Source organism: Anaerostipes amylophilus (genome assembly GCF_025567365.1).
Taxonomy (GTDB): domain Bacteria; phylum Bacillota; class Clostridia; order Lachnospirales; family Lachnospiraceae; genus Anaerostipes; species Anaerostipes amylophilus.
On record NZ_JAOQJG010000005.1, the window covers coordinates 195286 to 220088 of the forward strand.

The window sequence follows — 24803 nt, forward strand, 5'->3', positions numbered from 1 at the left end:
TTTAGCAAAATGTAAAAAATGTTACACATTATCAAAAGTGTAACATTTTCTTATCTTTATATATCTTTAAATAAATCATAAAGTTTCGGTGGCATCGCTTCGATCAACTGATCTGCCAGCTGTTCCGGTGACATCTTCATTCCTGTTGTCGCCCATTCTACAGTCATTGCAATCGACCCTCTGCAATACATTCTCAATAAGAATTCTAATTCCTCTGGAATTTTATCAGCGCCCTGTTTGTGAATGATATCACAATAAAACTGATAAATACACTGATAATCGTACTCCATCAGACAATTCTGACTTTCACTTGAAAATGCTGCAGCAAAAAATTGTCCTTCACCTTTGATGAATTCAAACTTCTTAATAAGACCTTCCCTCAACGTCATACTGATACCCATCTGTTTAAATGACATCTGTGCCAACACATCAAAATACCAGTTGATCAGATCATATTTGTCTTTAAAATGTCGGTAAAAAGTGGGACGAGTTACATCACACTGATCTACAATCTGTTTGATCGTGATCTTGTCTACTGGAGTATGTACCAGTAATTCTTTCATTCCATTTGCTAATTTATATTTCATCTTCTCTGATGCATCCATCTTATTCCCACCTTCTTTCGTATATGATTCTATTTTACCTTATTACTTATATTTACGAAAGACAAAAAGGCGATTATCTGTTTTTTCTGCATTTTTAAAATGCATTTCTTATCACAGATCATCGTCTTTTTATTTATTATCAAAAAACTTCATGCTTAATAAGCGGCTTTTCCTCTTCCACCACATAAACTATCAAATTCTTTTAATTTATTTTTTGCCTGCTGTGAAACATTTCTTGGAACTTGAATCTGAACTACTGCGTATTGATCTCCTTTCTGGGATGGATTCTTCATCAGTGGCATACCTTTGCCACGTAGTCTGATCTTAGATCCTGACTGAGTTCCTTCTTTGATCTTGCAAATAACATTTCCATATAATGTTTTGATCACAGCTTCTCCTCCACATACTGCGGTGCTAAACGGAACATTGATCGTTGTATACACATCATTTCCTTTTCGTTCAAATCCTGGTTTTTCACCAACGGTTACTTTCAGGAATAAATCTCCTGCTTCTCCACCGCCCATTCCTGGATTACCTTTTCCTCTTAAACGGACGCTTTTTCCAGTATCAATTCCGGCTGGAATGTGAACCTGCAGTGACTGGGTTACACCATTTTGATCCTGCAGATGAATGACTTTATCACAGCCAGTTACTGCTTCGTCAAAGCTGATGGAAATATCGGCATGAGCATCAGAACCTTTCTGTTTAAATGAACCACTTCTGAATCCACTGCCACCAAATCCACCAGAAGATCCAAAACCACCCTGATGGAAACTGCTTCGATGGAATCCTTTACTTCTGTTGCTACCTCCGAACATACTTCCGAAGATATCACTAAAGATATCATCACCATCTCCACCTTCAAAATGGAACTCCTGATATCCTCCATGATTTCCACCATAGTTCTGATAATTTTTATAAAATTCAGATTCTGCACCGGTTCCGTCAAAGGCAGCATGGCCATACTGATCGTACAGTTTTCGTTTCTCTGGATCACTTAAAATATTATAGGCATCCGTCACTTCTTTGAATTTCTGTTCTGCTGTTTTATCTCCAGGATTCATATCTGGGTGATATTTTTTTGCCAGTTTACGATAAGCCTTCTTGATGGCTTTCTCATCTGCAGTTTTGCTGATTCCAAGAACTTCATATAAATCACGTTTTGCTGCCATTTTGTTTCACCTTCTTTTCCTTTCTCTCCTCAGATATAAAGAATTCCCCGGGAATCTGATCATCCCGGGGAAAGTTCTTTTATCCTTCAATCGTGACGAATTTCTTTTCTTCCACTTTCTTCTCCGGAGCTTTCTTCGGAATATCCAGCATCAGAATACCATTCTCATATTTACCGTGGATATCTTTTTCTGTGATATCTTTGCCAACATAAAAGCTTCTGCTCATATTGCCTGCATAACGCTCACGGCGGATGTATTTACCTTCTTTGTCTTTCTCGTCTTTATCAAGTCCTTTGGCTGCACTGATCGTTAAATAACCATCTTTCAGTTCCGCTGTAATTTCATCTTTCTTGAATCCTGGAAGGTCGATCGCTACTTCGTAGTTACCGTCTTTTTCCTTCACATCTGTCTTCATCAGGTTCTTTGCGTGTTTACCATACAGTTCTTTATCAATATCTGGGAAAGAAAAATCCATCCAGTCGTCATTAAATAAGTTTCCTCCAAAAATACTAGGCATCATCATCATAAGTCATCTCTCCTTTTTCTTTATAATAATGTTTTGGCGTGTCAGGTTTGGATTCCTGACACTTGCCTTTTATGTGAAGCGTATTGAGAAGTTCTCAATACGACTTGTTGTATCTTGTTGGGCCTTCGGTTCTTTGGCTTCTCTCTTAAGCCCTTCCCTCTTGCTCTAGTTGTAATATAACACCTATTATTAGCACTGTCAAGAGGTGAGTGCTAATTTTTTTAAAATTTTTTATTTCATAGGGGATTTCATCAAAATTTCCTATGAAATAAAAAATGATCGTCTAGAAAAACAGCATTAGAAAATTCTCTAGCTGTCTTTCCAGACGATCATTTATTTTTTATCATATACTGAAAAACTTCAGTTGACCAAGATACAAATTATAATTTCTTAGCTAATTTAGCTTCACGTCGCTTCTCTAAATTAGAAACAATAATACTACAACTAGCATCTCCAGTAATATTAACAGTAGTACGTCCCATATCAAAAATACGGTCAACTCCTGCAACTAACGCAATACCATCTACTGGAAGTCCTACAGATGTTAATACCATAGCCAGCATGACCATTCCAGCTCCTGGAACTCCTGCTGTTCCGATGGATGCTAAAGTTGCTGTTAAAATGACTGTTAACATCTGAGATAGCGTTAAGTTAATTCCGTAACAAGATGCAATGAAAATTGCACAAACGCCCTGATAAATGGCTGTTCCGTCCATATTGATCGTTGCTCCTAATGGAAGTACAAAAGATGCGATCTCACGATCTGATCCTAATTCTTCTACACATTCTAAGTTGATCGGAAGTGTTCCTACAGATGATGCACTGGAAAATGCGAACATGATTGCTGGTAACATTCCTTTGAAGAACTGTAATGGACTTAATCCACCCATTGTTTTGACTGCCATAGAGTAAACAACAACTGCATGTACAATATAGCAGATATATGCTGCTAATAATACCATTGCTAAAGATCCGATGATCATTGCTCCGTTTTCAGCGATTACTGGACATAATAAGCAAAATACACCGATTGGTGATAATTTTAAGATCATTTCCATACATTTCATGAAGACTGCATTCAGATCGTTAAATGCTGTAACCAGACGATGGTTCTGTTCTTCTCCGATCAGGATGATTCCGAATCCAAGTAAAACCGCCATAACGATAACCTGTAACATATTGGCTTCAACCATTGGTGATACAAAGTTTGATGGGAAGATATTTACAAGTGTATCCATTAAAGATGTTGTTTCTCCCATTTTATAAGACAAGTTTGTTGTTGCGATAACTGGGAACATTCCTTTAAAAAGGTTTCCCCCGATCAGACCGATCGTGATCGCAAATGCTGTTGTACACATATAATATACAACTGTTTTTAATCCGATAGATCCAACCTTCTTGATATCACGCATAGAAATGATTCCACACATAATAGAGAATAATACGATTGGAACGACGATGAATTTTACAAGATTCAGGAAGATTGTTCCAAATGGTTTGATATACGTGTTTGCAAATGTTGCATGATTCTGCATCAGAAGTCCTGCTGCGATAGCTAAGACTAACGCAATGAAAATCTGCATTGCCAAAGACATTTTTTTCTTTTCTTTCATAGTATCTCTCTTTCTAAACTCAAAAATTTAATAGGCTCAAAAATAAGGCACTGCTCCATTGCAATGCCTTATTTTTTGCATTTTTCCTTGATGATTTTATCATAATCATCTTGTGAAATCAATATATTTATACTTGGAAAGCATGATAAAACTTCTTTTTAACTTACTTTAAATGAAAGAAGATCATCTCTACTTAACGGTCTTGTATAATAATATCCTTGAATCAAGTCTACACCCCATTCTTCTAATAGTGCAACTTCTTTTTGTGTCTCTACACCTTCTGCAACAACTTTATGCCCAAGATTCTGCAAGATCGATACCATATTCTTGTATAATAATGCGATCTGCTGGTCTTCACAAATACCATCTAACATAGAACGATCAAGTTTCACTGTTGAAAATGGCAATTTCAAAATAGTATTCAAATTCGCATACCCTGATCCGAAATCGTCCAGACAGATTTCGATTCCAACTTCTCGAAAATCTGAAATTGTCTTGTATAATTCCTCACTGTACTCTGTTGCAACTGTTTCTGTCACTTCAAACTGAAACCAGCTGTATGGAAGTTCTAATTCATTGATGATCTTAAACAGTTCCTGACTATATCCAGTTTTCAACAACTCTAATGGTGAAAGATTGATCTTGATGCTTCCAATCTGTTTCATAAGTGCCGTATGACTCTTCATAAAGCGACAGATTCTTCGAAATTGCAGTTTTCCAAGTTCAATGATCTGTCCATTCTTCTCTGCAAGATTAATAAAGATATCTGGCGGGATCATTCCCAAGGTTGGATGTTTTAAACGACTTAATGCCTCCATTGTCACATAATGGCCATCTTTTACCGAATATAATGGCTGATAATATACTTCGAACAGATCATCCTCAATCGCAGTATTCATATATTTCTTCACACGCTGTTCATATAAGAATCCCTGTCTTGTTGTTTCGCTATTCTCTATCAACGTTGTCTTATCTGATTTTGGTTTTAACAAGATCAGATATTCAAGGTATGCCAACATCATATCATTGTCCACAAGTTCTTCAGCATCTGTTATTCCACAGATCGTTGCTGGAAAATCAATCATCTCATCTCCAATATCAAATGGTGTCTGAAACAGCTCCATTACTTCTTGTTTTGTTTTTTCATAATCTGCTTGACTCATAGAAAAGATCAAAAACTGATTCCCATGAATTCGAAAAATATAATTTCCCTCTGTAATCTGATTTAATTCATCTGCAACATCGAGCAGCAACTTGTCTCCTACACTGTTTCCATATAATTTATTCACTTGTTTTAACTTCCATATACTGATCTGTAATACATGGAATTTCTGTCCTCGTTTCATCTGTTCTGGAATCCACTGATTTAAATATCCTTTGGCAAATACGCCCGTTAGACTATCAACAACTGTCTGTGGATTATAAAGTGTCCAAAATATAATAAAAATACCAATGATCAGACCAAATTCCGTCAACAAATATTGTGAATAAACAGCCTCGATCGCTGTACATACGAATCCAACTACAACAAATTCCCAAACAGCACGAAGTTCATTTTTCCCATACTCATCTTGATGGAAAATGAAATTATACATTGCTATCACAACAAAAAAGAACGTATAGATATATATCATCAAATACCATGGCCCATATAAATATTCTCCATTTGTATTACAATAAAAAAACTGCCCATGAAAGATATTAAGGATCACAAGAGACTCCATAAAAATGACTGGAATCATACCAAGCATGATATTTCTTTTTTTCATCTTATGCTCACAATATCTCAAGATTTGTATCAACCCATAAAACACATATGGGATCAATACTTCCATCAGATATAAAAATGTCGTAACCCCAATGATCAGCGAATTATATGCTGGATTCCTCTTCTGGATCAACATACAGCTGACCAGATCTGAAATACTGCATAGCACAGCTCCAACGATAAAGATCCAGAAAAGCTTTCCACTAATTCCTGTTAATTGTTTGTATCTTACAAAATGAACAAAAAGGATCAAGAGAAATATCAATCCTGCGATCAAAAAGTCCATATTATATTGAATCATTTCCCCCACTCTTTCTTCTCTTCTTGCTTTTTATGATAGTTTCCTTCGGGTCAAATCTTGCATAACCAACAGACACATATGGCAGCCTTATAACTCCAATTCTAATATTCCCCTTGAAATTTTATGTTTTCCCCTATGTATTTTAGTATATCATTCTAAAATACATAGGGGAATCATGATTTCAATATAAAATGTATGGCAAACATGATCTGTAATACGAAGATTCCAGGAATCCCTAATTTAAAATACCATTTTCTTGTCTTATGATGAAAGACTGTCATCCCGATCATGGCTCCTATCGAACCGCCGATCAGTACTAAACCGATCAGTTTTTTCTCTCTGATGCGCCATTGTCTTGTCATCGCTCTCCATTTATCTAGGCCGTATAAGGCAAATGTTATAATATTTATAATGATCAGATATAAATGTATATATGCCGATTGCATTTGTAAGTCTCCTCTTTTGCTCTCACAACTTCTTCCACATGTTTCGCAACCGTCGTACAGCATCCTCCGACTGCACTTGCTCCTGCTTTCATGTAGCTATATGCATATTCTTCGAAAGATAATGCAGACTGTTTTCCAAACCAGACTTGCCGTCTCACCGATTCGGTAGTATTCTTTCATCTATGATTCACTCTTTTCTCTCAAAGCTATTTTTCTTTATCATAGCATACTTTTGTTACTTCTGAACCATATCCATTGCAAATAAAGCTGCTCCAAGTGCCCCGCATAACTGAGCTTTATCACTGATCACAAGAGTTGTTCCAAGTTTTTCTTCCAGTGTCTTTACCAGACCTTTATTCTTAGATACACCACCTGTCATCATATAGCGTTCTTCTCCTCCAACTCGTTTTGCAAGAGCTGCTGTTTTGGATGCAACGGCTTTATTTAATCCGTGAACAATGTCATCGGTTTCTTTGTTCTGCGCGATCAAGGATACGACTTCTGATTCTGCAAATACCGTGCACATACTGGAGATTGTGATATCTTCTTTGTATGTAAGTCCTGCTTCACTCATCTGGTCCAAATCCATTTCCATTGTTCTTGCCATCATCTCTAAAAATCGTCCGGTTCCAGCTGCACATTTATCATTCATAACAAAGTTTGCAACCGCTCCATTTTCGTCAAGACGAATGACCTTGCTGTCCTGTCCACCGATATCAATGACCGTTCTCACTTCTGGATTTAAGAAATGTGCTCCTCTTGCATGGCATGTGATCTCTGTGATACTTTTATCTCCATCGGTGATTGCCGTTCTTCCATATCCTGTTGTTACCATAGCATCGATATCTTCTCTCTGAAGTTTTGCCTGTTTTAGGGCCTCTTCCAAAGCTCGTTCTGCTCCCATCGCTGCTCCAGCACCTGTTGGCAGAATGATTCCTGTCACGATTTCTCCATCTTTATTCAAAATAACAACGTCTGTACTTGTAGATCCGCTGTCGATTCCTGCAAAATATCCTTTTCCCATTTTCTTCTCACCACTTTCTAAATTGTCCATATTCATGCTTTCTGCAAATGCTTCTAATCTTGTCAGTAACTGTCCGCTGCTCTGCACTGTATAGTCTGACTCGATCTTTAATAATGGCACTGTAATGTTTTGTTTTACCTGTGCATACTCAAAACTGTAGAAATCACAAAATTTGACCGTATGGTAAATGATCCCTTTTAAGTTTGGATCATTATACAAACGTTTTCTTCCGCTGTTATCCATCATACGCATACAAGGTGTCTGTCCTAAAAGTTCTGCCGCATACCATTCCATTAATTCATTAAAATCATCTGTCTTTGGTGGCTTTACTTCACCGACGCTTCGGTTATTGACACAAGTATCATTCTCCACTGAATATGGCATGGATTCTTTGACCATTTCATATAATTCATTTCCCATTCTTGCCCCAAGAACACTGATATATGGTTCTTTCTGCTTTTCTGGTTCTTTAAATGCTTCAACAAATTTTTTTTGATCAAATTCAGATCCTTTGTAGGCTCCATAGGCTCTTGCAAGTCCTTTTAACTGTAAAACAGTTCGTTCCCTGCTGCATTCTCCGTCACAGTGCAGCATATCGATCATATATAAAAAATCAAGTTTTCCACTGTCTTCCAGAATATCATAGACACTTCGGATCGTATCACAGCAGTTTACTAAAACCAGTTCTTTTACTTTCCCAGTCATAACTGCTTCTAAGACAGCTTTTCCAAATCCACAGATATTTGGATGTGCGATCTGATCTGCGAGATCAAATCCTTCCGGCATCTGGTTTAAATTCTCACATTCCCCGCCAAATGCCTGCAATAATTCAATTGGTGTATATTTACAAACGTAATATGTCTTACTCATCTTGTCCACCTTCCATTTCTTCAGCTCCAAGCATCTCTAAAAATGCTCCTAGTCTTGTTGAAGTCTGTCCTTCTCCGCCGTGGCTTCGGTCACATCCATCTCCGTCTAATAACAGCATTGGAATTCTTGCTTCTTCAAACTTCTTCTTGGCAAGCTGTGCTGCTCCAAGTGTATGTTTACATCCCCAGTGTCCAAACCAGACAGCTCCATCTGCTTTCACATCTTTTGCATGGCGGATTCCGGCTTCAATTCTTCTTACCGCACTTCCATTTAATCCATGATAGACCATTCTTCTCGCCATCGCATCGTATGGATCTTCTGGATCAAAATCAGGTTCGAATGTACGACTTAACTCGCATCCTGCGATCTGTGCATTCTCATTAAATGCCAGTGCTTCCTGTACTGCACCTGACCAGAATGGGATCGTGTGCATCCAGTAGATCTTCTTTCCTTTTTTCTTTGGTGCTTTTTCGATATCTTTTAATAACTGATCCACATATTTCTCTTCTTCTTTTGTTCCCAACAAAATATTATTTGTCATTCCTGCAAAAAGCGGTGTGACAAGATCTGTTTTGATATCTTTATCTGCGGATTTTTTCTGACATTCAATGAACTTATCCATCGTACGTTTGCTTCGTCTCATTCGTTCTTTTAGTCCATCTTCTGTAATCGTCTTTCCAGTACATTTTTCCAAAAATACTTTCAGATCTCTGATCTGATCTGCGACATATTTGACGTTATCTTCATTTTGCTGCATCGGTACATCGATCGCAAATGCTGGTACATCATATAGTTTTGCTAATGTTTTGAATGTTAGCAGATTTGCATCGCAAGTAAGGTTTGTGTATACGATACATTTGGGCTTTGGAAGGATCTTCTTCTGTGCCGCTCCCAAAAATGTCTTATGATAGCTGCATAGTGTTTCTGAAATTCCTGTGTTCTCTGCCTGCTGTAAAAATGCTCGTTCTGCATTTGATGCGGAAAGATAGCAGGAAAATGCTTCTACATTATATGGATGTAATCCTGCTTCGTGTAAGATCTCACATGGTGTAAAGATACTGACGATCGCACATTCCTGAGGATTCTTAAGTGGCATCAGCATCGTGTTCATCATCAGATGTGCGAGATATCTATCTGCTGGCAGTAATCGTTTGTCTGGTGTAAATTTATATTTTAAGTTCTGAGCTTCCCATCCAAGTTTTAATAATACTCTTGCTCTGTCTGGATTTGTATTTGCCCATTTCTCGATATATTTTCCGTATGTCTCTATGATCTGCATATTTATTTCACGTCCTTTTTTTGTTCTAAAGAACTATATTACTTGTTATTTTTCAAAAAATCAACGATTAAATTTGGCACAATACATATATATGTATACATTTTACGGATTTTTGTGATAAAATGAACTTTTATGCTTAAGAAAGGATTTGGTAATTTTATTATGAATAATGATAAAGAATTTTTAGCAACGGAACCCATTGAGAAACTGCTTTTAAGACTGGCAATTCCGACTTTGGCCGCTCAGATGATCAATATGCTTTACAATATTATTGACCGTATTTATATTGGACATATTCCTGGAAGTGGCGCTTTAGCTCTGACTGGAGTTGGAGTTTGTATGCCGCTGATCATGATCATTTCGGCATTTGCCGCTCTTGTTGGAAATGGTGGTGCCCCTCGTGCTTCGATCTTGATGGGTAAGAAAGATCTTGATTCTGCGGAAAATATTCTTGGAAATTGTTTTACGATGCAGATCATTATCTCTGTGATCCTGACTTTGATCATGTTCTTTGGAAACCGTACATTTTTGATGGCATTTGGAGCTAGTGAAAATACGATCGAATATGCGGTTAGTTATATGAATATTTATTCACTTGGTACGATCTTTGTGCAGTTAACACTTGGAATGAATGCGTTTATCACGGCACAGGGATTTGCAAAGACTGGAATGTATTCTGTTTTGATCGGGGCTGTGATCAATATTATTCTAGATCCAATTTTTATCTTTGCATGCCATATGGGTGTTCGTGGTGCTGCACTGGCTACGATCATTTCTCAGGCTTGTTCTTGTATCTGGGTGTTGAGTTTCTTATTTGGGCCAAAATCTACACTTCGTATCAAGAAACAGCATATGCCTTTGAGTGCTCCGGTGATCCTGCCTTGTCTGGCTCTTGGGCTTTCCCTATTTATCATGCAGGCAAGTGAAAGCATTATCTCTGTATGTTTTAATTCTTCCTTATTAAGATATGGTGGAGATGTTGCAGTTGGTGCAATGACGATCCTTACAAGTGTCATGCAGTTTGCAATGCTTCCTCTTCAGGGACTTGGACAGGGTGCACAGCCAATCATGAGTTATAATTATGGTGCCAAAAATGCAGATCGTGTAAAGAGCACTTTCTTCCTTTTATTAAAGGCAAGTTTGACTTATTCTGTGATCTTATGGGTACTTGTCATGGTATTTCCTCAGGTATTTGCAGGTATCTTTACTTCCAATCCTGCATTAGTTGCATTTACCAAAAATGCACTTCGTGTTTATATGGCAGTCATGTTCATGTTCGGAATTCAGATTTCATGCCAGATGGCATTTAACTCTCTTGGAAAAGCAATTTCTTCTATTGTTGTTGCGGTTATGAGAAAGTTTGTGCTTTTGATTCCACTCATTTATATCATGCCACATATTTTCACAGCTGATCAGACAACGGCTGTTTACATGGCAGAACCAGTTGCTGATTTTATTGCGGTGACATTTACAGCAATCTTATTTTCTGTTCAATTTAAGAAAGCTTTGTCTGCAATCCGTGGACAGTAATTGGTCAAACATAGACTTTGAGTATATTAAATATTTTTCTGAATTTTGGTCATCTTTCGGACAGATAGAAATTTTCTATTTATACTCAATACACCTCTGTTTTTACAAGTTAAAATCTAATCATGACAATCTCCACTTTCATCCCAAACCAATACCCCAGTCTCCATGGCTTCTTCATACTTCGATATCTTATAAGCTAATCTCTCCACCGTACTTTCAATCTGTGCTTTTTGTTCTTTCAAAACATTCATCTGCTCCTGCAATAACTCTAATCTTGCAGGAATCGTATTATCTCCTTCTTTATATAATTTTACATACTCGATCATAACCTCTATTGGAAGTCCTGCACTTCTCATACAAATGGCTAATTCTACCCATCCCAGGTCTGATTCCTGATAGTCTCTGATTCCATTTGGCCTTCTCGTTACTTTTGGGATCATTCCGACTCTTTCGTAATATCTTAAGGTATCTGCAGAGATATCATATTTTTCTGCTACTTCTTTAATCGTCATAGTATTGCTTGCTCCTTTCTACTTATTTCTGAGTTTATTTTAATCCTTGGAGCAGGGTTTAAGTCAAGATTTTTCTGATCTCCTCATGTATATCTGGTCTTTTATATGATAATTTGTTAAAATGATTTGGATACCACTTTTAATCTGAAAAGATTTAGAAGGAGATTTCTATGACTTATTATGATATTTTATTTAGTTTCTTTATCTATGGTTTTCTTGGTTGGTGTACCGAAGTTGCATATGCTGCTTTTAAACAACATTCTTTTGTAAACCGTGGATTCTTAAATGGTCCAATCTGTCCGATCTATGGGATTGGCGTGACCGTTGTCGTTGCTTTGTTGCAACCTTATGTTGGGAATCTGATCTTACTTTATATTACTTCTACCATTCTTGTTACATTTCTTGAATGGCTGACTGGATTTCTGCTTGAGAAGTTATTTCATCATAGATGGTGGGATTATTCTGAGCTGCCTTTGAATATTGGCGGTTATGTATGTCCTTTATTTTCTGCGATCTGGGGTGTCGCTTGTGTGTTGATCGTGAAGCTTATTTATCCTTTTACGGATAAACTGGTTTCATTTCTTCCAGTATGGTTTGGTAAATTCCTGCTTGTATTATTAACGATCACGATTTTCGTTGATGTTTGTATTACTGTTCAGGGTATTTTAAAGTTCAACAAACGTCTGGCTCTTATGGAGGATATTGCGAAAGAATTGCGTAATATTTCTGATCAGATCGGTGAGAATATTTATGACAGTATGATGGATGGCTTGGAAGCTCAGGATCGAATGAAAGCTCGTGCGGATGTTATTCGTGAGAAAGTAGATGAAGTGAAACAGGAAAATACTGAAGAAGTCAAAGCTCGTATGGATTCTATGAAGCAACGTGCATTTGAACTTCGCACTAGATATGAAAACATGGCAAAGCTTCCTACATTCACATCTCGTCGTATCTTGCGTGCATTCCCTAAGATGATGCCTCGTGAGCATGTAAGAGAATTTGGACAGTTGTGCCGGATTTTGAAGAAGCGAAGAGATGAATTGAAGAAAAAATAGCTGGATTTTAAAAGGAATTGCTTAGTTGTTTGCAGTTCCTTTTTGTACTGTCTTTACATATAATTTATTATTTATTGATAAGCTGATAGATAAGTATTCTTAGTATAAAAATATAATTTTGTTGAAAAATGTTACTTATATAGCGTGAAATATTTCATTAGGACATTATACGCACCCCAGTGGTTTGGATAACTGAAATTATTGAATATTATAATTTCTCCTGTGCATAAATAGACAAATCCCCATTCACTCCATAAGCAATCGCACAAACAATCACAAATAGTACCATATTAGCTCCTCCAAATACTTCCAGTCCGATCATGATCGGTGCGATCAGTGTATTTGTGGCACTTCCAAAAACTGCTGCATATCCTAATGCTGCACATAACATTGGTGGCAGTCCGAATAGTCCACCTAGAATTACTCCAAGAGATGTTCCGATTGAGAATAATGGTGTAACTTCTCCGCCCTGAAATCCAATTGCTAATGTAAAGATCGTAAATAGCAATTTTAGGATCCAGTCATACCCGTAGATCGTCTGTCCTGTAAATCCTGCTGAGATCAGGTTTGTTCCGAGTCCGCTGTATCTTGATCCATGAACAGCAAATAATAATACCGCCAATGGAATCGCCATAAATCCGATTCTCAAAAACTGATTCATAATCTTTTCACCCATAAATGCTTTTAATTTGCTTAGTGAGAATGAAAATAATCGTCCTGTCAGTCCAAAAATAATCCCAAGGCAGATCACAGCTGCAATCGTCTTTGTTCCTGACAGATTTACTGTATCTTTCATTACAACTGAAAACTTTTCCAATCCAAGACTATGTGATGTAAATGCTGCTGTATATGCGGATGCTAACGCTGGAAGTAACGCTTCATAATCCATTTTCCCTATGACAATCACTTCAATGGCAAAAAAAGTTGCACTTAGTGGTGTCTGAAACAGACCTCCGAATCCTGCTGCCATACCGATCACTAACATTAATCTTCCATTCTCTGGAAATTTGAATTTTCTTCCGATTGCATGAGATAATGTCGCTCCAATCTGGACAGCAACCCCTTCTCTTCCTGCACTTCCTCCGAATAAATGCGTCAACCATGTCCCGATCATTACCAATGGAATTAATAATAATGGGATAGCATCTGTTTTTTGCTGTCCAGCTTCAAAGACAAGTTTCATTCCTTTTAAGCTTGCTTTACTGAATGCATAATACATTGCCGTAATCACTAATCCGGCAATTGGCAGGAATGGAAGTAAGTATTGATAATGTATGGTTCTAAAATCAGAGATTGCGATCAGTACTCTTCCAAACAGGGCATCAATTGCTCCTACGATGATCCCCACGATCACTGCCATAACAAAATATTTCAACAACTGCAAAATATAGCTTTTCTTGTCCATTTTTTATAAATTCCTTTCTTCTATAGAGTAAAATAAAAAGCTGATAACCCCTGTGTCCATTACACAGATGTCATCAGCTTATTTTGTTAAGATATCATATCTTTTTGATCGTGTCAATTTTCACCAGCCACTGCATTTATAAGTGTACAACGCAGTGCCATTCTGTTTTGGCCACCATAGGTACAGGTAAATAGTGTCATATCCCATTTGCCTTTTTCCATTTGTTTTACATTGGTTCCTTTAATGATCTCTATATCAGAAACTTTGTATTCAAATCGATTCCCTTCTACATCAATAAACCAGATCTTGCTTCCGATGTCCAACGTCTTTAATCGACTGAAATGACTTCGGTAATTATGACCTGCAATGATGATATTTCTTTTGTAGACACTTCCTTTGTATCTTCCTGGTGCAATTTTTAATCCAGCCAGGCTCCAGTGTGACATTACTGGAAGCTGCAGTGATAATTCCGGTACTTCCAAAACTCCAATATACTTGATTCCATCGATCGTCTTTGTCTGCATTTCCCTTCTTTATCTTTTGCAAATAATATAACAGGGATATTTCCATATTTATACAAATAATTTAGTAACTCTTCTTTGGAGTACACTTTTTCAGAATCTCTCATTTTTCCTCCTTTGGCTCTCCAAATATAAAGCACCCCCGCTTGCTTTCTTTGTAAAAACGTTAACACAGGCTGTGTTACCTATACGTGATTTTTTGTTATTTTATGCCAAGATTGATAAATTTTTTTATTCTTTGTACTAATTATAGTACACACCCCCCCCCAGTTTTTCACCCCTTAGTTTAGTTTATTTATTTTATACATCTCATCCTTTCTGCTTCATCCTCTTAATAACCTTAAGCCTCGTAAATTCCTCCCTCTCCTTCTCTTCCAACTCATTTGAAATCTTATAAACAAACCCAGTATAAGTCGGAATCGTAATATTTTTCAGCGCATTCGCTCTCTTCTGTGTTTTCTTAATACTCGTCGCCAGCCGATAAGCTGCATTTTCGACCATCGACAATTTGATTGTCAGATCTTTCACTTGTCGAAACGCTTCTCTTGCAACATCAATTGACTCAAATGTCCCATCCATCGCATAAGTCAGCTGGTTTTCATGTGCATCATATTTTACATGTGGTATCTCCGTTCCCATGATGCTTCTGGTCTGAATCTGAATCGAATCCTCGATTGGAACCGTATAGGCAAGTTCTTCGACCTTACTAATCCCATGCTGGATATTTGCTCTCTGAAGACATGCATATGCTCTTGTAAATGTCGTATCGATCTCTTCCTGAATATCTTTTGCCTCATCGATCAGATCCATCAGCTCACGGATCAGAATATTCCTTTTTTTATCCATCAGATCATAGCCTTGTTTTGCTAATGCAAGCGAGTTCTTGGCTGCGATCAGATTTCCTTTGGTTGGGAATTCTCGTGGGTCCATAATCTCACCACCTTTTTAGCTTTCCTGCTTTTTCGGCAGGTATTTATCGATGATCTTCGTGTCGATTCGGTCTAATTCTTCCCTTGGCAGAATCTTTAATAATTCCCATCCAAAATCCAAAGTCTCAATCATAGAACGATTTTCTTCTGATCCCTGACCGATATATCGTTCTTCAAATTCCTTTCCGAATTCCAGATATTTTTTATCGATCGGTGATAATTCATCTTCACCGATGACAGAGGCTAAGTTCCTTGCCTCTCCCACCTTTGCATAGGCAGAAAATAACTGGTTTGCAAGATCCTGATGGTCTTCTCTTGTGTATCCTTCACCAATTCCATCTTTCATCAGACGTGAAAGTGACGGCAAGACACTGATCGGCGGATAAATAGACTGTCCATTTAAGTTACGATCCAGTACGATCTGTCCTTCGGTAATATATCCAGTTAAGTCAGGAATCGGATGTGTGATATCGTCATTGGGCATTGTAAGGATTGGAAGCTGTGTTACAGAACCTTCCGCTCCTTCAATAATTCCTGCACGTTCGTAAAGTGTCGCAAGTTCGCTGTATAAATATCCTGGGTATCCTTTTCTGGATGGAATTTCTCCTTTGGATGAAGATACCTCACGCATCGCTTCTGCAAATGATGTCATATCGGTCAGAATTACCAAGATATGCATGTTGCAGTCAAATGCCAGATATTCTGCTGCCGTTAAGGCTACTTTCGGTGTGATCAGTCGTTCGACAACTGGGTCATTTGCAAGATTTAAGAACATACATACATGATCTGCAACACCGCTTTCCTCAAATGTTTTCTGAAAGAAATCCGCAACATCATGTTTGACACCCATTGCTCCAAAAACTACCGCAAATGGCTCATCAGAACCATCTCCTAAGGATGCCTGTTTTACGATCTGTGCTGCCAACTGATCGTGTGGCAATCCGTTTCCTGAGAAGATAGGAAGCTTCTGTCCACGAATCAGCGTTGTTAATCCATCAATGGCTGAAATACCTGTGCGGATATAGTTTCTTGGATATTTTCTTCGGACTGGATTTAACGGAAGTCCATTGACATCTCGTTTTACATCCGTGATCAATGGGCCTAATCCATCAATTGGTTTTCCGATCCCGTTGAATGTTCTTCCAAGCATATCTGGTGCAAGAGAAACTTCCATCGGATGTCCGGTCAGTTTCGTTCTTGTATTGTCAAGGGACATATTTTCGGTTCCCTCAAATACCTGAATGACTGCTTTATCTTCGTATAATTCAATGATCCTTCCAATTTTCTTTGTCTTTCCATCGACCGTAAATTCCACGATCTCATCAAAAAATGCGTCTTGTACCCCTTCCAGAATGACAAGCGGACCATTGATGCTGCTTAAGCCTAAATATTCAATTCCCATAATCTATCCGCCTCCTTATGCATTCTTTTCCAGTACTGCGTCATAAAAATCATCAATCTGTTTATGGTAAAGATCCAGTAATTGCAGATTATCATTTGGAACATCATATTTGATCGCAATGACTTTCTCAAAGATTCCTTCTGCTTTTAACACACTCATCGGCATTCCTCTTGCCACTAATTCTCTGCTCTTTTGGTATAGATATAAAATGACTTCCATCATTTTATATTGCTTCTCCATAGATACGCAGGTGTCGTCTTTGTGGAATGCATTTTGCTGCAGAAATCCTAATCGAATTACCCTTGCAATCTCTAACGTTAATTTCTGATCATCTGGGAGAACATCTCCACCGATCAGTTTTACGATCTCCATCAGACTGCTTTCCTGATTCAGGATTGCCATCAGCCGGTTTCGATAGTCCACAAAGTTCGGTGATACATGATCTCTGTACCAGCCTCCAAGATCTGTAAGATATTCACTGTAGCTTGTCAGCCAGTGGATCGCTGGGAAATGTCTTGCGTAGGCTAACGATTTATCCAATCCCCAGAAACAGCGGACAAATCGCTTTGTATTCTGCGTTACTGGCTCAGAAAAATCTCCTCCCTGTGGTGATACCGCACCGATGATCGTTACGGAACCGTCGGTTCCATTTAAGTTATGCATCATCCCAGCTCGCTCATAAAAAGCAGATAATCTCGATGCCAAATATGCCGGGAATCCTTCTTCTGCTGGCATTTCTTCCAGACGACCAGATAATTCTCTTAATGCTTCTGCCCACCTTGAGGTAGAATCCGCCATGATCGCGACATCATAACCCATATCGCGGTAATATTCTGCCAGTGTAAGCCCTGTATAAATAGACGCTTCACGTGCTGCCACTGGCATATTAGACGTATTAGCGATCAGTGTTGTTCGGTCCATCAATGGATTTCCACTCTTTGGATCGACTAATTCTGAGAATTCTTCCAATACCTGCGTCATTTCATTTCCACGTTCCCCGCATCCGATATAAATAATGATATCCGCATCGGACCATTTGGCGATCTGGTGCTGGGTCATTGTCTTTCCAGTACCAAACCCGCCTGGGATCGCTGCTGTTCCACCTTTTGCGATTGGAAACATGGTATCCAGTATTCTCTGTCCTGTGACCAATGGCACACATGCCGGAATTCGATCGTATACTGGCCTTGGAACCCTAATTGGCCATCTCTGGATCATTGTTAAAATCTTCTCTGTTCCATCATCTAATCTTAATGTGATCATATGATCTTTGATCGTATGTTCTCCATCAGATGCCACAAAGGTAACCGTTCCTGTAAGATCTGGAGGTACCATGCATTTGTGTACGATCGCTCTTGTCTCCTGCACTTCGGCATAGATGTCTCCTCCATGAAGAACATCTCCTTCATTGACAACCAGTTTTGTATCCCACAACTTCTGTATATCAAGCGAATCTACACTGATACCTCTTGTGATAAATGCACCTGCATTTTCAGCAATTCTCTCAAGCGGGCGTTCAATTCCATCAAAAATATTATCTAAGATTCCGGGAGCCAATGTAACAGATACTGCTTCTCCGCTTGCTTCCACGATCTCTCCCGGTCTTAACCCAGATGTTTCCTCATAGACCTGTATCGTTGTTCGGTCTTTATCCAGCGAAATGACTTCTCCGACTAACTTTTCTTTGCCGACATAAACCATTTCTGACATCTTAAATCCAGTATTTCCAGCCAGATAAATGACAGGTCCGTTGATTCCATAAATTGTTCCAGTCTTACTCACCTGTCACACCCCCTTTAAAGGTAAATTCTTCGTATTCTTTCTCCAAGGCTCCCGAAAATGAGTGATCGATCAAAATATTTCTTCCCGGAATGACTGAACGGATTCCTCCGATAAAATCTTCCTCACTAACTGTGACTGTCATTCCTGTCCGTTTTTCAAGAAATTCTTTCTTATCCTGATCGGAGCTGTTAATATAGATCGTCAGTGGATTCCCATCTGCAAATCTTGCTGCTTTGGCAATATAGGATACGAGCAATTCTTTGTATTCTTCCGTTTTCATATATTCATCGGTCATCTCACGGACCTCCTCAAACAGCTTGTTTTTCAGTTCATTTTGAACACGGCTTAACTGCCTTCGAAGTTTTAATTGTCCTTTGGATGTTGCTGTATTTAACTGCTGCCTTGCCGATGCTGTTTCGGTCTTAATTCTCGTATCTGCCTGCATCACAGCTTCTTGTTTATGTGTCTTGAACACGCTTTCCAAAGCCTTCTGATGCTGGTCTATGATTTCATTTCCTCTGGCTCTCGCCTCTTCCATGGCAGCTTCCCTGATATGTGAAATCTTTTCTTCTACTGTCACATTCGTCACCTTCCTTCTACAGCCGGCTTATAATTTCAATCCGATCGCCTCATTGACATAAGACGTGATAAAATCTTTCTTCCGCCCAGTTCCGTGCCGGTCAGGAATCTCGATCAGAAGCGGCATCTTGCGTTCCAGTTTGATCTCATCGATCAGTTCTGGAAATTCTCTTCCAAACTTCTCTGTCAAAAGCACGATCCCAATCTCTGGATCGCTCATAGCTTTTTCAATCACTTCTTTTAGTTCATCCCTCTCATGAACCACGACTCCATCAACTCCGGCTAACCGCATTCCTGTCAATGTATCTACGTTATCACTGATCAAATACATTTTCATAAATATCACTTCCTGATCTATCCAAGTTTACCGATGATCATAAATGAAATGATCAATCCATACAGACACACACCTTCTGCCAGACCTACGAAGATCAAGGATTTACCTAATGCACTTGGATCTTCGCTGATCGCACCTAAGGCTGCACTTGCAGCACTCGCTACGGCGATACCCCCACCAACGCAGGAAAGTCCAGTTGATAATGCTGCTGCCAGATATCCTAATCCTGTACTCATTCCAGCATCAGAGCTTGCCTGCGCTGCCTGTACCGGATCTGTGATAAACATCATCACTCCGGCGATTACAATGATTCCGAAGAAGAAAAATGCGTTAAATGCAATGCTTCGTTTATAACGTTTCTTTGTTCTCTCTCCATGAAGAAAATAACCAAAAGGAATAAATATACTTAAAATTAATGCTGCGATGATCACTAATTTGATTGCTAATGTCATAACCATAACCGATACCTCCTAATTTTCCTTGCCTGCATGATTGTCATATGGATGGAATTCTCTTCCTGATCCCGTGTAGAAACGGCTGAACATCTCATAATATTCCAGACGTAATACCTGAATTCCGACAACCAGACCTTCCAGTCCGCACACGATAATATTTCCAAGAACAATGATGATCCAGTTTGGATTTCCTGCCCCGTCTGTGATGCCTCCAAGCATCAAAACAACTTCCATCATTGCCGCATGGCTCACTGCAAATGCTCCGATACGCACAAATGAGATTGTGTTGGAGAAGAAACTTAACATCGTCTCAAACAGTTCAAAAAATCCCTGTACCAAAAACATTCCGACACCGCCTTCTGCTTTTGGTTTCTTTCCTTCGACCAGCTGTCCTAATGGTTCCTTTAACAAAAACAGTATGACTGGAATTCCAAGGAAAATGACCATCATGATATTTCCTGGTGTTTTGTGTCCTGTCATATAAAGCACGATCGTTAAGACAAGGAATCCATAAAATACAAGTCCTGCAACTCCATTTGGACTAAAAAATAAATTTTCTTTATCCCCTCGTTTCTTTGCATTGATGATCTGAAATACCATCGCAAGCAGGATCAGTGCCATACCAAATGCAACCGCCACGATAAATACGGTATTTAACTGTCCGACAAATGGTAATTTCATCATTGCATGCATTGGCGATAACCACATCGGCTTGATAATCGTTCCTTCAAATCCAAAGAAACTTCCGAACATAAATCCAAAGAATGTAGAGAAGATTCCAGCTATCGAAATGATTCCTGCAAGATTCCATTTCTTGATCTTATATAGTAATCCCCCACCGATAAACAAACACAATCCCTGACCAACATCACCAAACATGGCTCCAAAAATAAAGGTATAAGTCAGTGCCACAAAAATGGTTGGGTCCATCTCATCATGGGATGGCAGTCCATACATTCTGATAAACATTTCAAACGGTTTAAAGAATTTTGGGTTCTGTAATTTTGTCGGTGGATCACCGAAGAATTTTTCTCGGCCTTCTTCGACGATGATCGTGATTCGATCATCATCTTTTGTCTCTTCGATAAATGCCTGCGTATCTTTTTCACTCATCCAGCCACAGAGAATGTAGTAATCTTCCTGTTCTTCATTTTCCATGCAGGCTGCCATTTTACGAACATCAAAGTTGTTGGATAATTCCTCTAACTTATATCTGGCACCTCGGATCTTCTTTGCCTTCACAGATAAGAAATCTTTCATCTGTTTCTGGACATTTTTAATTTCTTTTTCAATCTCATCGATCTGATTTCTTAGATTCCTGCAGATTTCTGCTGGCATTCCCTCGTAATCATCTGGGAGTGATATCGTTTCAAAATGCAGAGATTTAAACGTTGAATCGATTTTTCCCATTTCTTTATGTGCTGCAAAATAGCATCCGTACACATAATTTTCATTCCGGACTCCCTCCAAAAAGATCGCATTGAGATCATCAAATAAATATTTTTCAAGTTTCTGATAATACTCTACGTTTACCCGTCCAAATCTGACTTTCATATACTGGTAACCGTAAACTTCTTTTAAATTTAACTCTAAAGGCTGAAACGGTTCAAGTTCATGAAGCCTTTCTAAGAATTCTTCTTTCTGCTTCTTTAACCGGTCTTCTCTCGCCTTAAGATCCAGATAATCATGATTGAGATCCCGGATCATTGTAAGGATCTCATCTGCCGTAAGAGAGGTATCCATCTCCCCTTTTGGCTGTGCAAGCATCGCTACATATTGTTCCGCTTTGGAAAGCGGTTCTTTGTAAGGATTCACATCCATAAACGGCATGAGGTTATCTGTCGTCTTCAATTCTGTGATCGCATTTTCCAGCTGCATTTCGTATTTGGAAAGATAAGATGCACTTACCCTGTCAATATCAGTTCTCGGACCGGAAATGCTTAAGAATTTCATCTTTACGATCATGATGCATTACCTCCTTGACGTCGTTGTTGTCTCACCAAATACTGTAATGTCTCTCGTTGTGATAATCCGTAGCGGATACATTCCAGTGCCGTGGTGATCTTATAAGTCTCTTCCTCCTTTAAAAATAAATATTGTTGTATACTCGCCAGAGAATATGGATGGTTTCTGTAAGCGATCGTTAGGATATGTTCTACACATTCATTTACCACGCTTTCCATCTGCACCTGTTCTCCGAACTCATATTTCTTTCCGTAATAAGTTTCATTTAATCTTCTTGTGAATTCTTCCACCGATGGTGCTTCAACCAGATCTTTAAATTCCTGATTGCTTAGTTTATGTTGAATCGGAATTAACAATGTATAAATGTCTGGTGCGAGCATATGGTAATATTTCTTTGCCCTGTAAATCCATTGAAGATTTAATAGATCGATCTTGGCTCCTAATTCTTTTGTGAGCATCTCCTGATCTTTTTTGTTCCAGTTTCCTTTGCGTGCTTTCCACATCATGGAAAAATAATATAAATCCAATGCCAGCTCATAATCCGCTAATGTCGATGCTCCTGATTCCCTGATCCTTGAAAGTGGAGCGTAATATTCTGTATTCTTCAGATAATCAACCAGATGGTCGATATTCTTTGCCGTTACCAGCTGATCGATTCGAATCTTTGAATACTTATCAAAAAACGGCTTTTTGTAATTTAGATCAAATGGTACATTGCTGTGATTAAATACAATCCTTAAACAATATCGAATCAAGTCAACTTCATAGCGTTTCATAAAAATCTTTAAAAACTCTTTTTGCTGCATATCTGCGAAACGGTAAAGTCTTGTATAATCATCATACAATGACTGGATCAGAACTTTTTCGATATTTCCTCTGTGATACAGTGATTCATCCATCTGATTGATAAATTTTCCGTACGATTTCGTCTGTTTCAGATATTCGATAATATCTGTCACTGTATTCATGGAAGCCAGCCGTTCATAATCCTGCGGCTTTAAAAGCTTTGCACGCATTGCTGCGACTTTCGTCACAATTCCGCTGTAGCGCATCACATCTCTCAATGACACCGCCTCCTATACTTTGATCACCCGCTCTAGTATCTGCCTTGCATACTCGCTGCGATGTTCTTTGAAGTCTTGTTTTAAAACTTCTATTTCATTGTTATTTTGTTCTTCCTGTTTCTTTAGAAGATTTTCCATGTTTGTTGCAAGATCCGACTGAATCTTTAATATCTTCTCATTTGTGTCCTTTTCCATATCCGCATCAAATGTATCCCGCTGCTTTTGCATTTTCATTTCCATCTGATGCTTTTGTTCCTGCGCGCCATCTACGATCGAACGCGCTGTCATTTCGATCTCTGAAAGTTTCTCTGCAATTCTCTCCATCAGTTAAACCTCCTTTCATACCAACCATTGTAGTCCTTTGCGTTTATTTTTACCAGTATTTTATCTGATTTTTTTCATTAATTTAGCAATTATTCACAATTTTCCGACAATTTTTCATGATCTGTTGTGTGTTATAGCCTCTCTCATTTCTTGAAATTTTATTCTCTCAACAAATATTTCTGCTTTATAGAATTTTCCTATAGCCAGAAAAAAAGCTTGCACCCCCCCCGAAAATATTGTATACTGGTAATAGATTTTTGTAGTACATTAATCTGAATACTTACAAGAGGCGATGCTCCCATCGCCTCTATCCCCTTATGAATAAGCAAGAGTTATACCATGTATTTTTTAATATGTTAAAAAGAGACAAGTTGTGATTTTGATATTTTTCACACTTGTCTCTTTTCTCGTTTTAATTTTTAATTTATACCTTTAACACTCTCATCATTATATAAACACACGGCAGCTTTTCTGGCAAAAGCAGATTCCATATTTCAATATCTTTTCATATCCCTCATTGGTCAAACCATCTGCATATCCTTTTTCATCGATCTGATTTAATGCCTCTTTACATTTCTCTTCCATCTGCGTAAATTTCTCAGCATACTTAAGTTCCAGAATCACTGCCGGTTTCTTTTCATCATAAGGTTTTAATAAAATATCTGGTCTTCCATTTCCGCTTTCTCTGTTTGAAAGAATCTCATAGTCTTCCAAACTGCTTAAATCTTTTGATCTTACACTCTTTTTAAACCATTCCTGTATCGTATTCTGATAGATATATCTCACTTCTTCATTTGGAATTACCAGTTTCAGATAAACTGTATTTCCTTCAAGCAGCTAACCTGTCATTTTTAGATATCCTGTAAAGAATAAAAAGTTCCATAAATTATCTTGTGATTCTTTGATATCAGCATAGGTAATATCTTCATGCGCTGGTTTTTTTATTTCTTTGCCTGCGATCAATTCTTCAATTTCTTTTCTGACACTAGAATCTGCTGTTTCAATTAGTTCTTTTATAATACTATTTGATGATGTATTGGACCAGTATGGCTTTGGAAATGCAATCTGGTTTGTGATCGCTGTTTTGATATAATTTACGACACTCCATGAATTGTAAACTTCTGTATTTCCAAACAAGTAGCCATCATACCATCGTTTTAATTCTTCTTTTTTCTCTGATATTCCGTAATAATACAGCATTTCTTCTACTTCTGGTTGTGTAAATCCAAAATATCTTGCATAATTCTCATTTAGAATTGATATGATTTCTAAATTGTTAAGTCCTGTAAAAATGCTTTCTTTGCTGACTCTTAGGCACCCTGTGATCACTGCAAATTCA

At 38.2% G+C, this 24803-nt stretch carries 25 protein-coding genes; 2 read left to right on the forward strand and 23 right to left on the reverse strand.

Translation table 11 applies throughout. The annotated features are described in order from the left end of the window. Window positions 1-56: 56 nt before the first annotated feature. The 9 genes from OCV53_RS08845 to OCV53_RS08885 form a co-directional block, all read right to left on the reverse strand. A complete protein-coding gene (locus OCV53_RS08845; protein WP_055197755.1) occupies window positions 57-605 on the reverse strand; it encodes a TetR/AcrR family transcriptional regulator in 549 nt (182 codons plus the stop codon). Between the two features lie 155 nt (window positions 606-760). After that, a complete protein-coding gene (locus tag OCV53_RS08850) occupies window positions 761-1777 on the reverse strand; it encodes a DnaJ C-terminal domain-containing protein (protein WP_055197756.1) in 1017 nt (338 codons plus the stop codon). Between the two features lie 79 nt (window positions 1778-1856). Then, window positions 1857-2300: an Hsp20/alpha crystallin family protein gene (locus OCV53_RS08855; protein WP_008392176.1), complete on the reverse strand. Its 444-nt coding sequence runs from the start codon at window positions 2298-2300 to the stop codon at window positions 1857-1859. 383 nt (window positions 2301-2683) lie between these two features. Then, window positions 2684-3916: a dicarboxylate/amino acid:cation symporter gene (locus OCV53_RS08860; RefSeq protein WP_055197757.1), complete on the reverse strand. Its 1233-nt coding sequence runs from the start codon at window positions 3914-3916 to the stop codon at window positions 2684-2686. Window positions 3917-4074: 158 nt separating this feature from the next. Further along, a complete protein-coding gene (locus OCV53_RS08865; RefSeq protein ID WP_055197812.1) occupies window positions 4075-5985 on the reverse strand; it encodes a GGDEF domain-containing protein in 1911 nt (636 codons plus the stop codon). A gap of 173 nt (window positions 5986-6158) precedes the next feature. Beyond that, window positions 6159-6431 (reverse strand): DUF1294 domain-containing protein, encoded by a 273-nt coding sequence (locus tag OCV53_RS08870; RefSeq protein ID WP_055197758.1) that lies wholly within the window; start codon window positions 6429-6431, stop codon window positions 6159-6161. Further along, window positions 6401-6589, reverse strand: a complete 189-nt coding sequence (locus tag OCV53_RS08875) for a homocysteine S-methyltransferase family protein (protein ID WP_055197759.1) — start codon at window positions 6587-6589, stop codon at window positions 6401-6403. Before OCV53_RS08875 ends, OCV53_RS08870 begins: the two co-directional genes overlap by 31 nt. A gap of 77 nt (window positions 6590-6666) precedes the next feature. Further along, the gene (locus OCV53_RS08880) at window positions 6667-8325 is read right to left on the reverse strand and encodes an acyl-CoA dehydratase activase (RefSeq protein WP_008391811.1); all 1659 of its coding nucleotides are present in this window, start codon (window positions 8323-8325) and stop codon (window positions 6667-6669) included. Next, window positions 8318-9604 carry a 2-hydroxyacyl-CoA dehydratase subunit D gene (locus OCV53_RS08885; RefSeq protein WP_055197760.1) on the reverse strand — a complete coding sequence of 429 codons (1287 nt, stop codon included), beginning with the start codon at window positions 9602-9604 and terminating at the stop codon, window positions 8318-8320. Before OCV53_RS08885 ends, OCV53_RS08880 begins: the two co-directional genes overlap by 8 nt. Window positions 9605-9766: 162 nt before the next feature. On the opposite strand from OCV53_RS08885, the gene OCV53_RS08890 reads away from it, so the two are divergent. After that, entirely contained in the window at window positions 9767-11134 is a 1368-nt protein-coding gene (locus tag OCV53_RS08890; protein ID WP_172674553.1) for an MATE family efflux transporter, read from the forward strand. 116 nt (window positions 11135-11250) lie between these two features. On the opposite strand, the gene OCV53_RS08895 is transcribed toward OCV53_RS08890, so the two are convergent. Further along, window positions 11251-11646 (reverse strand): MerR family transcriptional regulator, encoded by a 396-nt coding sequence (locus tag OCV53_RS08895; protein ID WP_055197762.1) that lies wholly within the window; start codon window positions 11644-11646, stop codon window positions 11251-11253. 170 nt (window positions 11647-11816) lie between these two features. Between OCV53_RS08895 and OCV53_RS08900 the strand changes: the two genes are divergently transcribed. Further along, window positions 11817-12701, forward strand: coding sequence for a putative ABC transporter permease (locus tag OCV53_RS08900; protein ID WP_055197763.1), 885 nt, complete (start codon window positions 11817-11819; stop codon window positions 12699-12701). Window positions 12702-12909: 208 nt separating this feature from the next. On the opposite strand, the gene OCV53_RS08905 is transcribed toward OCV53_RS08900, so the two are convergent. The 13 genes from OCV53_RS08905 to OCV53_RS08965 all read right to left on the reverse strand — a co-directional run bounded on the left by OCV53_RS08905 (window position 12910) and on the right by OCV53_RS08965 (window position 24793). After that, window positions 12910-14106 carry a chloride channel protein gene (locus OCV53_RS08905; protein WP_055197764.1) on the reverse strand — a complete coding sequence of 399 codons (1197 nt, stop codon included), beginning with the start codon at window positions 14104-14106 and terminating at the stop codon, window positions 12910-12912. 113 nt (window positions 14107-14219) lie between these two features. Next, complete coding sequence (locus OCV53_RS08910) at window positions 14220-14630, reverse strand: sortase (protein ID WP_055197765.1); 411 nt, start codon at window positions 14628-14630, stop codon at window positions 14220-14222. 306 nt (window positions 14631-14936) lie between these two features. Further along, on the reverse strand, window positions 14937-15557 hold the full coding sequence (locus tag OCV53_RS08915) for a V-type ATP synthase subunit D (RefSeq protein ID WP_022375615.1): 621 nt from the start codon (window positions 15555-15557) through the stop codon (window positions 14937-14939). 15 nt (window positions 15558-15572) lie between these two features. Next, the gene (locus tag OCV53_RS08920; protein ID WP_055197766.1) at window positions 15573-16958 is read right to left on the reverse strand and encodes a V-type ATP synthase subunit B; all 1386 of its coding nucleotides are present in this window, start codon (window positions 16956-16958) and stop codon (window positions 15573-15575) included. Between the two features lie 15 nt (window positions 16959-16973). Further along, on the reverse strand, window positions 16974-18740 hold the full coding sequence (locus OCV53_RS08925; protein ID WP_055197767.1) for a V-type ATP synthase subunit A: 1767 nt from the start codon (window positions 18738-18740) through the stop codon (window positions 16974-16976). Continuing rightward, window positions 18733-19329, reverse strand: coding sequence for a V-type ATP synthase subunit E (locus OCV53_RS08930; protein ID WP_081020094.1), 597 nt, complete (start codon window positions 19327-19329; stop codon window positions 18733-18735). The genes OCV53_RS08925 and OCV53_RS08930 overlap by 8 nt, the downstream gene beginning before the upstream one ends. A gap of 18 nt (window positions 19330-19347) precedes the next feature. Continuing rightward, the gene (locus OCV53_RS08935; protein ID WP_022375611.1) at window positions 19348-19656 is read right to left on the reverse strand and encodes a V-type ATP synthase subunit F; all 309 of its coding nucleotides are present in this window, start codon (window positions 19654-19656) and stop codon (window positions 19348-19350) included. 17 nt (window positions 19657-19673) lie between these two features. After that, on the reverse strand, window positions 19674-20108 hold the full coding sequence (locus OCV53_RS08940; protein ID WP_055197813.1) for an ATP synthase subunit C: 435 nt from the start codon (window positions 20106-20108) through the stop codon (window positions 19674-19676). Window positions 20109-20126: 18 nt separating this feature from the next. After that, window positions 20127-22076: a V-type ATP synthase subunit I gene (locus OCV53_RS08945; protein ID WP_055197768.1), complete on the reverse strand. Its 1950-nt coding sequence runs from the start codon at window positions 22074-22076 to the stop codon at window positions 20127-20129. Further along, the gene (locus OCV53_RS08950) at window positions 22073-23140 is read right to left on the reverse strand and encodes a V-type ATPase subunit (protein WP_022375608.1); all 1068 of its coding nucleotides are present in this window, start codon (window positions 23138-23140) and stop codon (window positions 22073-22075) included. Before OCV53_RS08950 ends, OCV53_RS08945 begins: the two co-directional genes overlap by 4 nt. 12 nt (window positions 23141-23152) lie before the next feature. Next, window positions 23153-23464, reverse strand: coding sequence for a hypothetical protein (locus OCV53_RS08955; RefSeq protein ID WP_055197769.1), 312 nt, complete (start codon window positions 23462-23464; stop codon window positions 23153-23155). Window positions 23465-23911: 447 nt separating this feature from the next. Continuing rightward, entirely contained in the window at window positions 23912-24250 is a 339-nt protein-coding gene (locus OCV53_RS08960) for a PD-(D/E)XK nuclease domain-containing protein (protein WP_055197770.1), read from the reverse strand. Window positions 24251-24301: 51 nt separating this feature from the next. Beyond that, window positions 24302-24793: a P-loop NTPase family protein gene (locus tag OCV53_RS08965; RefSeq protein WP_055197771.1), complete on the reverse strand. Its 492-nt coding sequence runs from the start codon at window positions 24791-24793 to the stop codon at window positions 24302-24304. Window positions 24794-24803 lie beyond the last annotated feature (10 nt).

What these genes read in the sequence shown, in the direction of transcription:
- OCV53_RS08845 (WP_055197755.1), bottom strand. Translation starts at nt 605, where the DNA reads ATGGATGCATCAGAGAAGATGAAATATAAATTAGCAAATGGAATGAAA.
- OCV53_RS08850 (WP_055197756.1), bottom strand. Translation starts at nt 1,777, where the DNA reads ATGGCAGCAAAACGTGATTTATATGAAGTTCTTGGAATCAGCAAAACT.
- OCV53_RS08855 (WP_008392176.1), bottom strand. Translation starts at nt 2,300, where the DNA reads ATGATGATGCCTAGTATTTTTGGAGGAAACTTATTTAATGACGACTGG.
- OCV53_RS08860 (WP_055197757.1), bottom strand. Translation starts at nt 3,916, where the DNA reads ATGAAAGAAAAGAAAAAAATGTCTTTGGCAATGCAGATTTTCATTGCG.
- OCV53_RS08865 (WP_055197812.1), bottom strand. Translation starts at nt 5,985, where the DNA reads ATGATTCAATATAATATGGACTTTTTGATCGCAGGATTGATATTTCTC.
- OCV53_RS08870 (WP_055197758.1), bottom strand. Translation starts at nt 6,431, where the DNA reads ATGCAATCGGCATATATACATTTATATCTGATCATTATAAATATTATA.
- OCV53_RS08880 (WP_008391811.1), bottom strand. Translation starts at nt 8,325, where the DNA reads ATGAGTAAGACATATTACGTTTGTAAATATACACCAATTGAATTATTG.
- OCV53_RS08885 (WP_055197760.1), bottom strand. Translation starts at nt 9,604, where the DNA reads ATGCAGATCATAGAGACATACGGAAAATATATCGAGAAATGGGCAAAT.
- OCV53_RS08890 (WP_172674553.1), top strand. Translation starts at nt 9,767, where the DNA reads ATGAATAATGATAAAGAATTTTTAGCAACGGAACCCATTGAGAAACTG.
- OCV53_RS08895 (WP_055197762.1), bottom strand. Translation starts at nt 11,646, where the DNA reads ATGACGATTAAAGAAGTAGCAGAAAAATATGATATCTCTGCAGATACC.
- OCV53_RS08900 (WP_055197763.1), top strand. Translation starts at nt 11,817, where the DNA reads ATGACTTATTATGATATTTTATTTAGTTTCTTTATCTATGGTTTTCTT.
- OCV53_RS08905 (WP_055197764.1), bottom strand. Translation starts at nt 14,106, where the DNA reads ATGGACAAGAAAAGCTATATTTTGCAGTTGTTGAAATATTTTGTTATG.
- OCV53_RS08910 (WP_055197765.1), bottom strand. Translation starts at nt 14,630, where the DNA reads ATGCAGACAAAGACGATCGATGGAATCAAGTATATTGGAGTTTTGGAA.
- OCV53_RS08915 (WP_022375615.1), bottom strand. Translation starts at nt 15,557, where the DNA reads ATGGACCCACGAGAATTCCCAACCAAAGGAAATCTGATCGCAGCCAAG.
- OCV53_RS08920 (WP_055197766.1), bottom strand. Translation starts at nt 16,958, where the DNA reads ATGGGAATTGAATATTTAGGCTTAAGCAGCATCAATGGTCCGCTTGTC.
- OCV53_RS08935 (WP_022375611.1), bottom strand. Translation starts at nt 19,656, where the DNA reads ATGAAAATGTATTTGATCAGTGATAACGTAGATACATTGACAGGAATG.
- OCV53_RS08940 (WP_055197813.1), bottom strand. Translation starts at nt 20,108, where the DNA reads ATGACATTAGCAATCAAATTAGTGATCATCGCAGCATTAATTTTAAGT.
- OCV53_RS08945 (WP_055197768.1), bottom strand. Translation starts at nt 22,076, where the DNA reads ATGATCGTAAAGATGAAATTCTTAAGCATTTCCGGTCCGAGAACTGAT.
- OCV53_RS08955 (WP_055197769.1), bottom strand. Translation starts at nt 23,464, where the DNA reads ATGGAGAGAATTGCAGAGAAACTTTCAGAGATCGAAATGACAGCGCGT.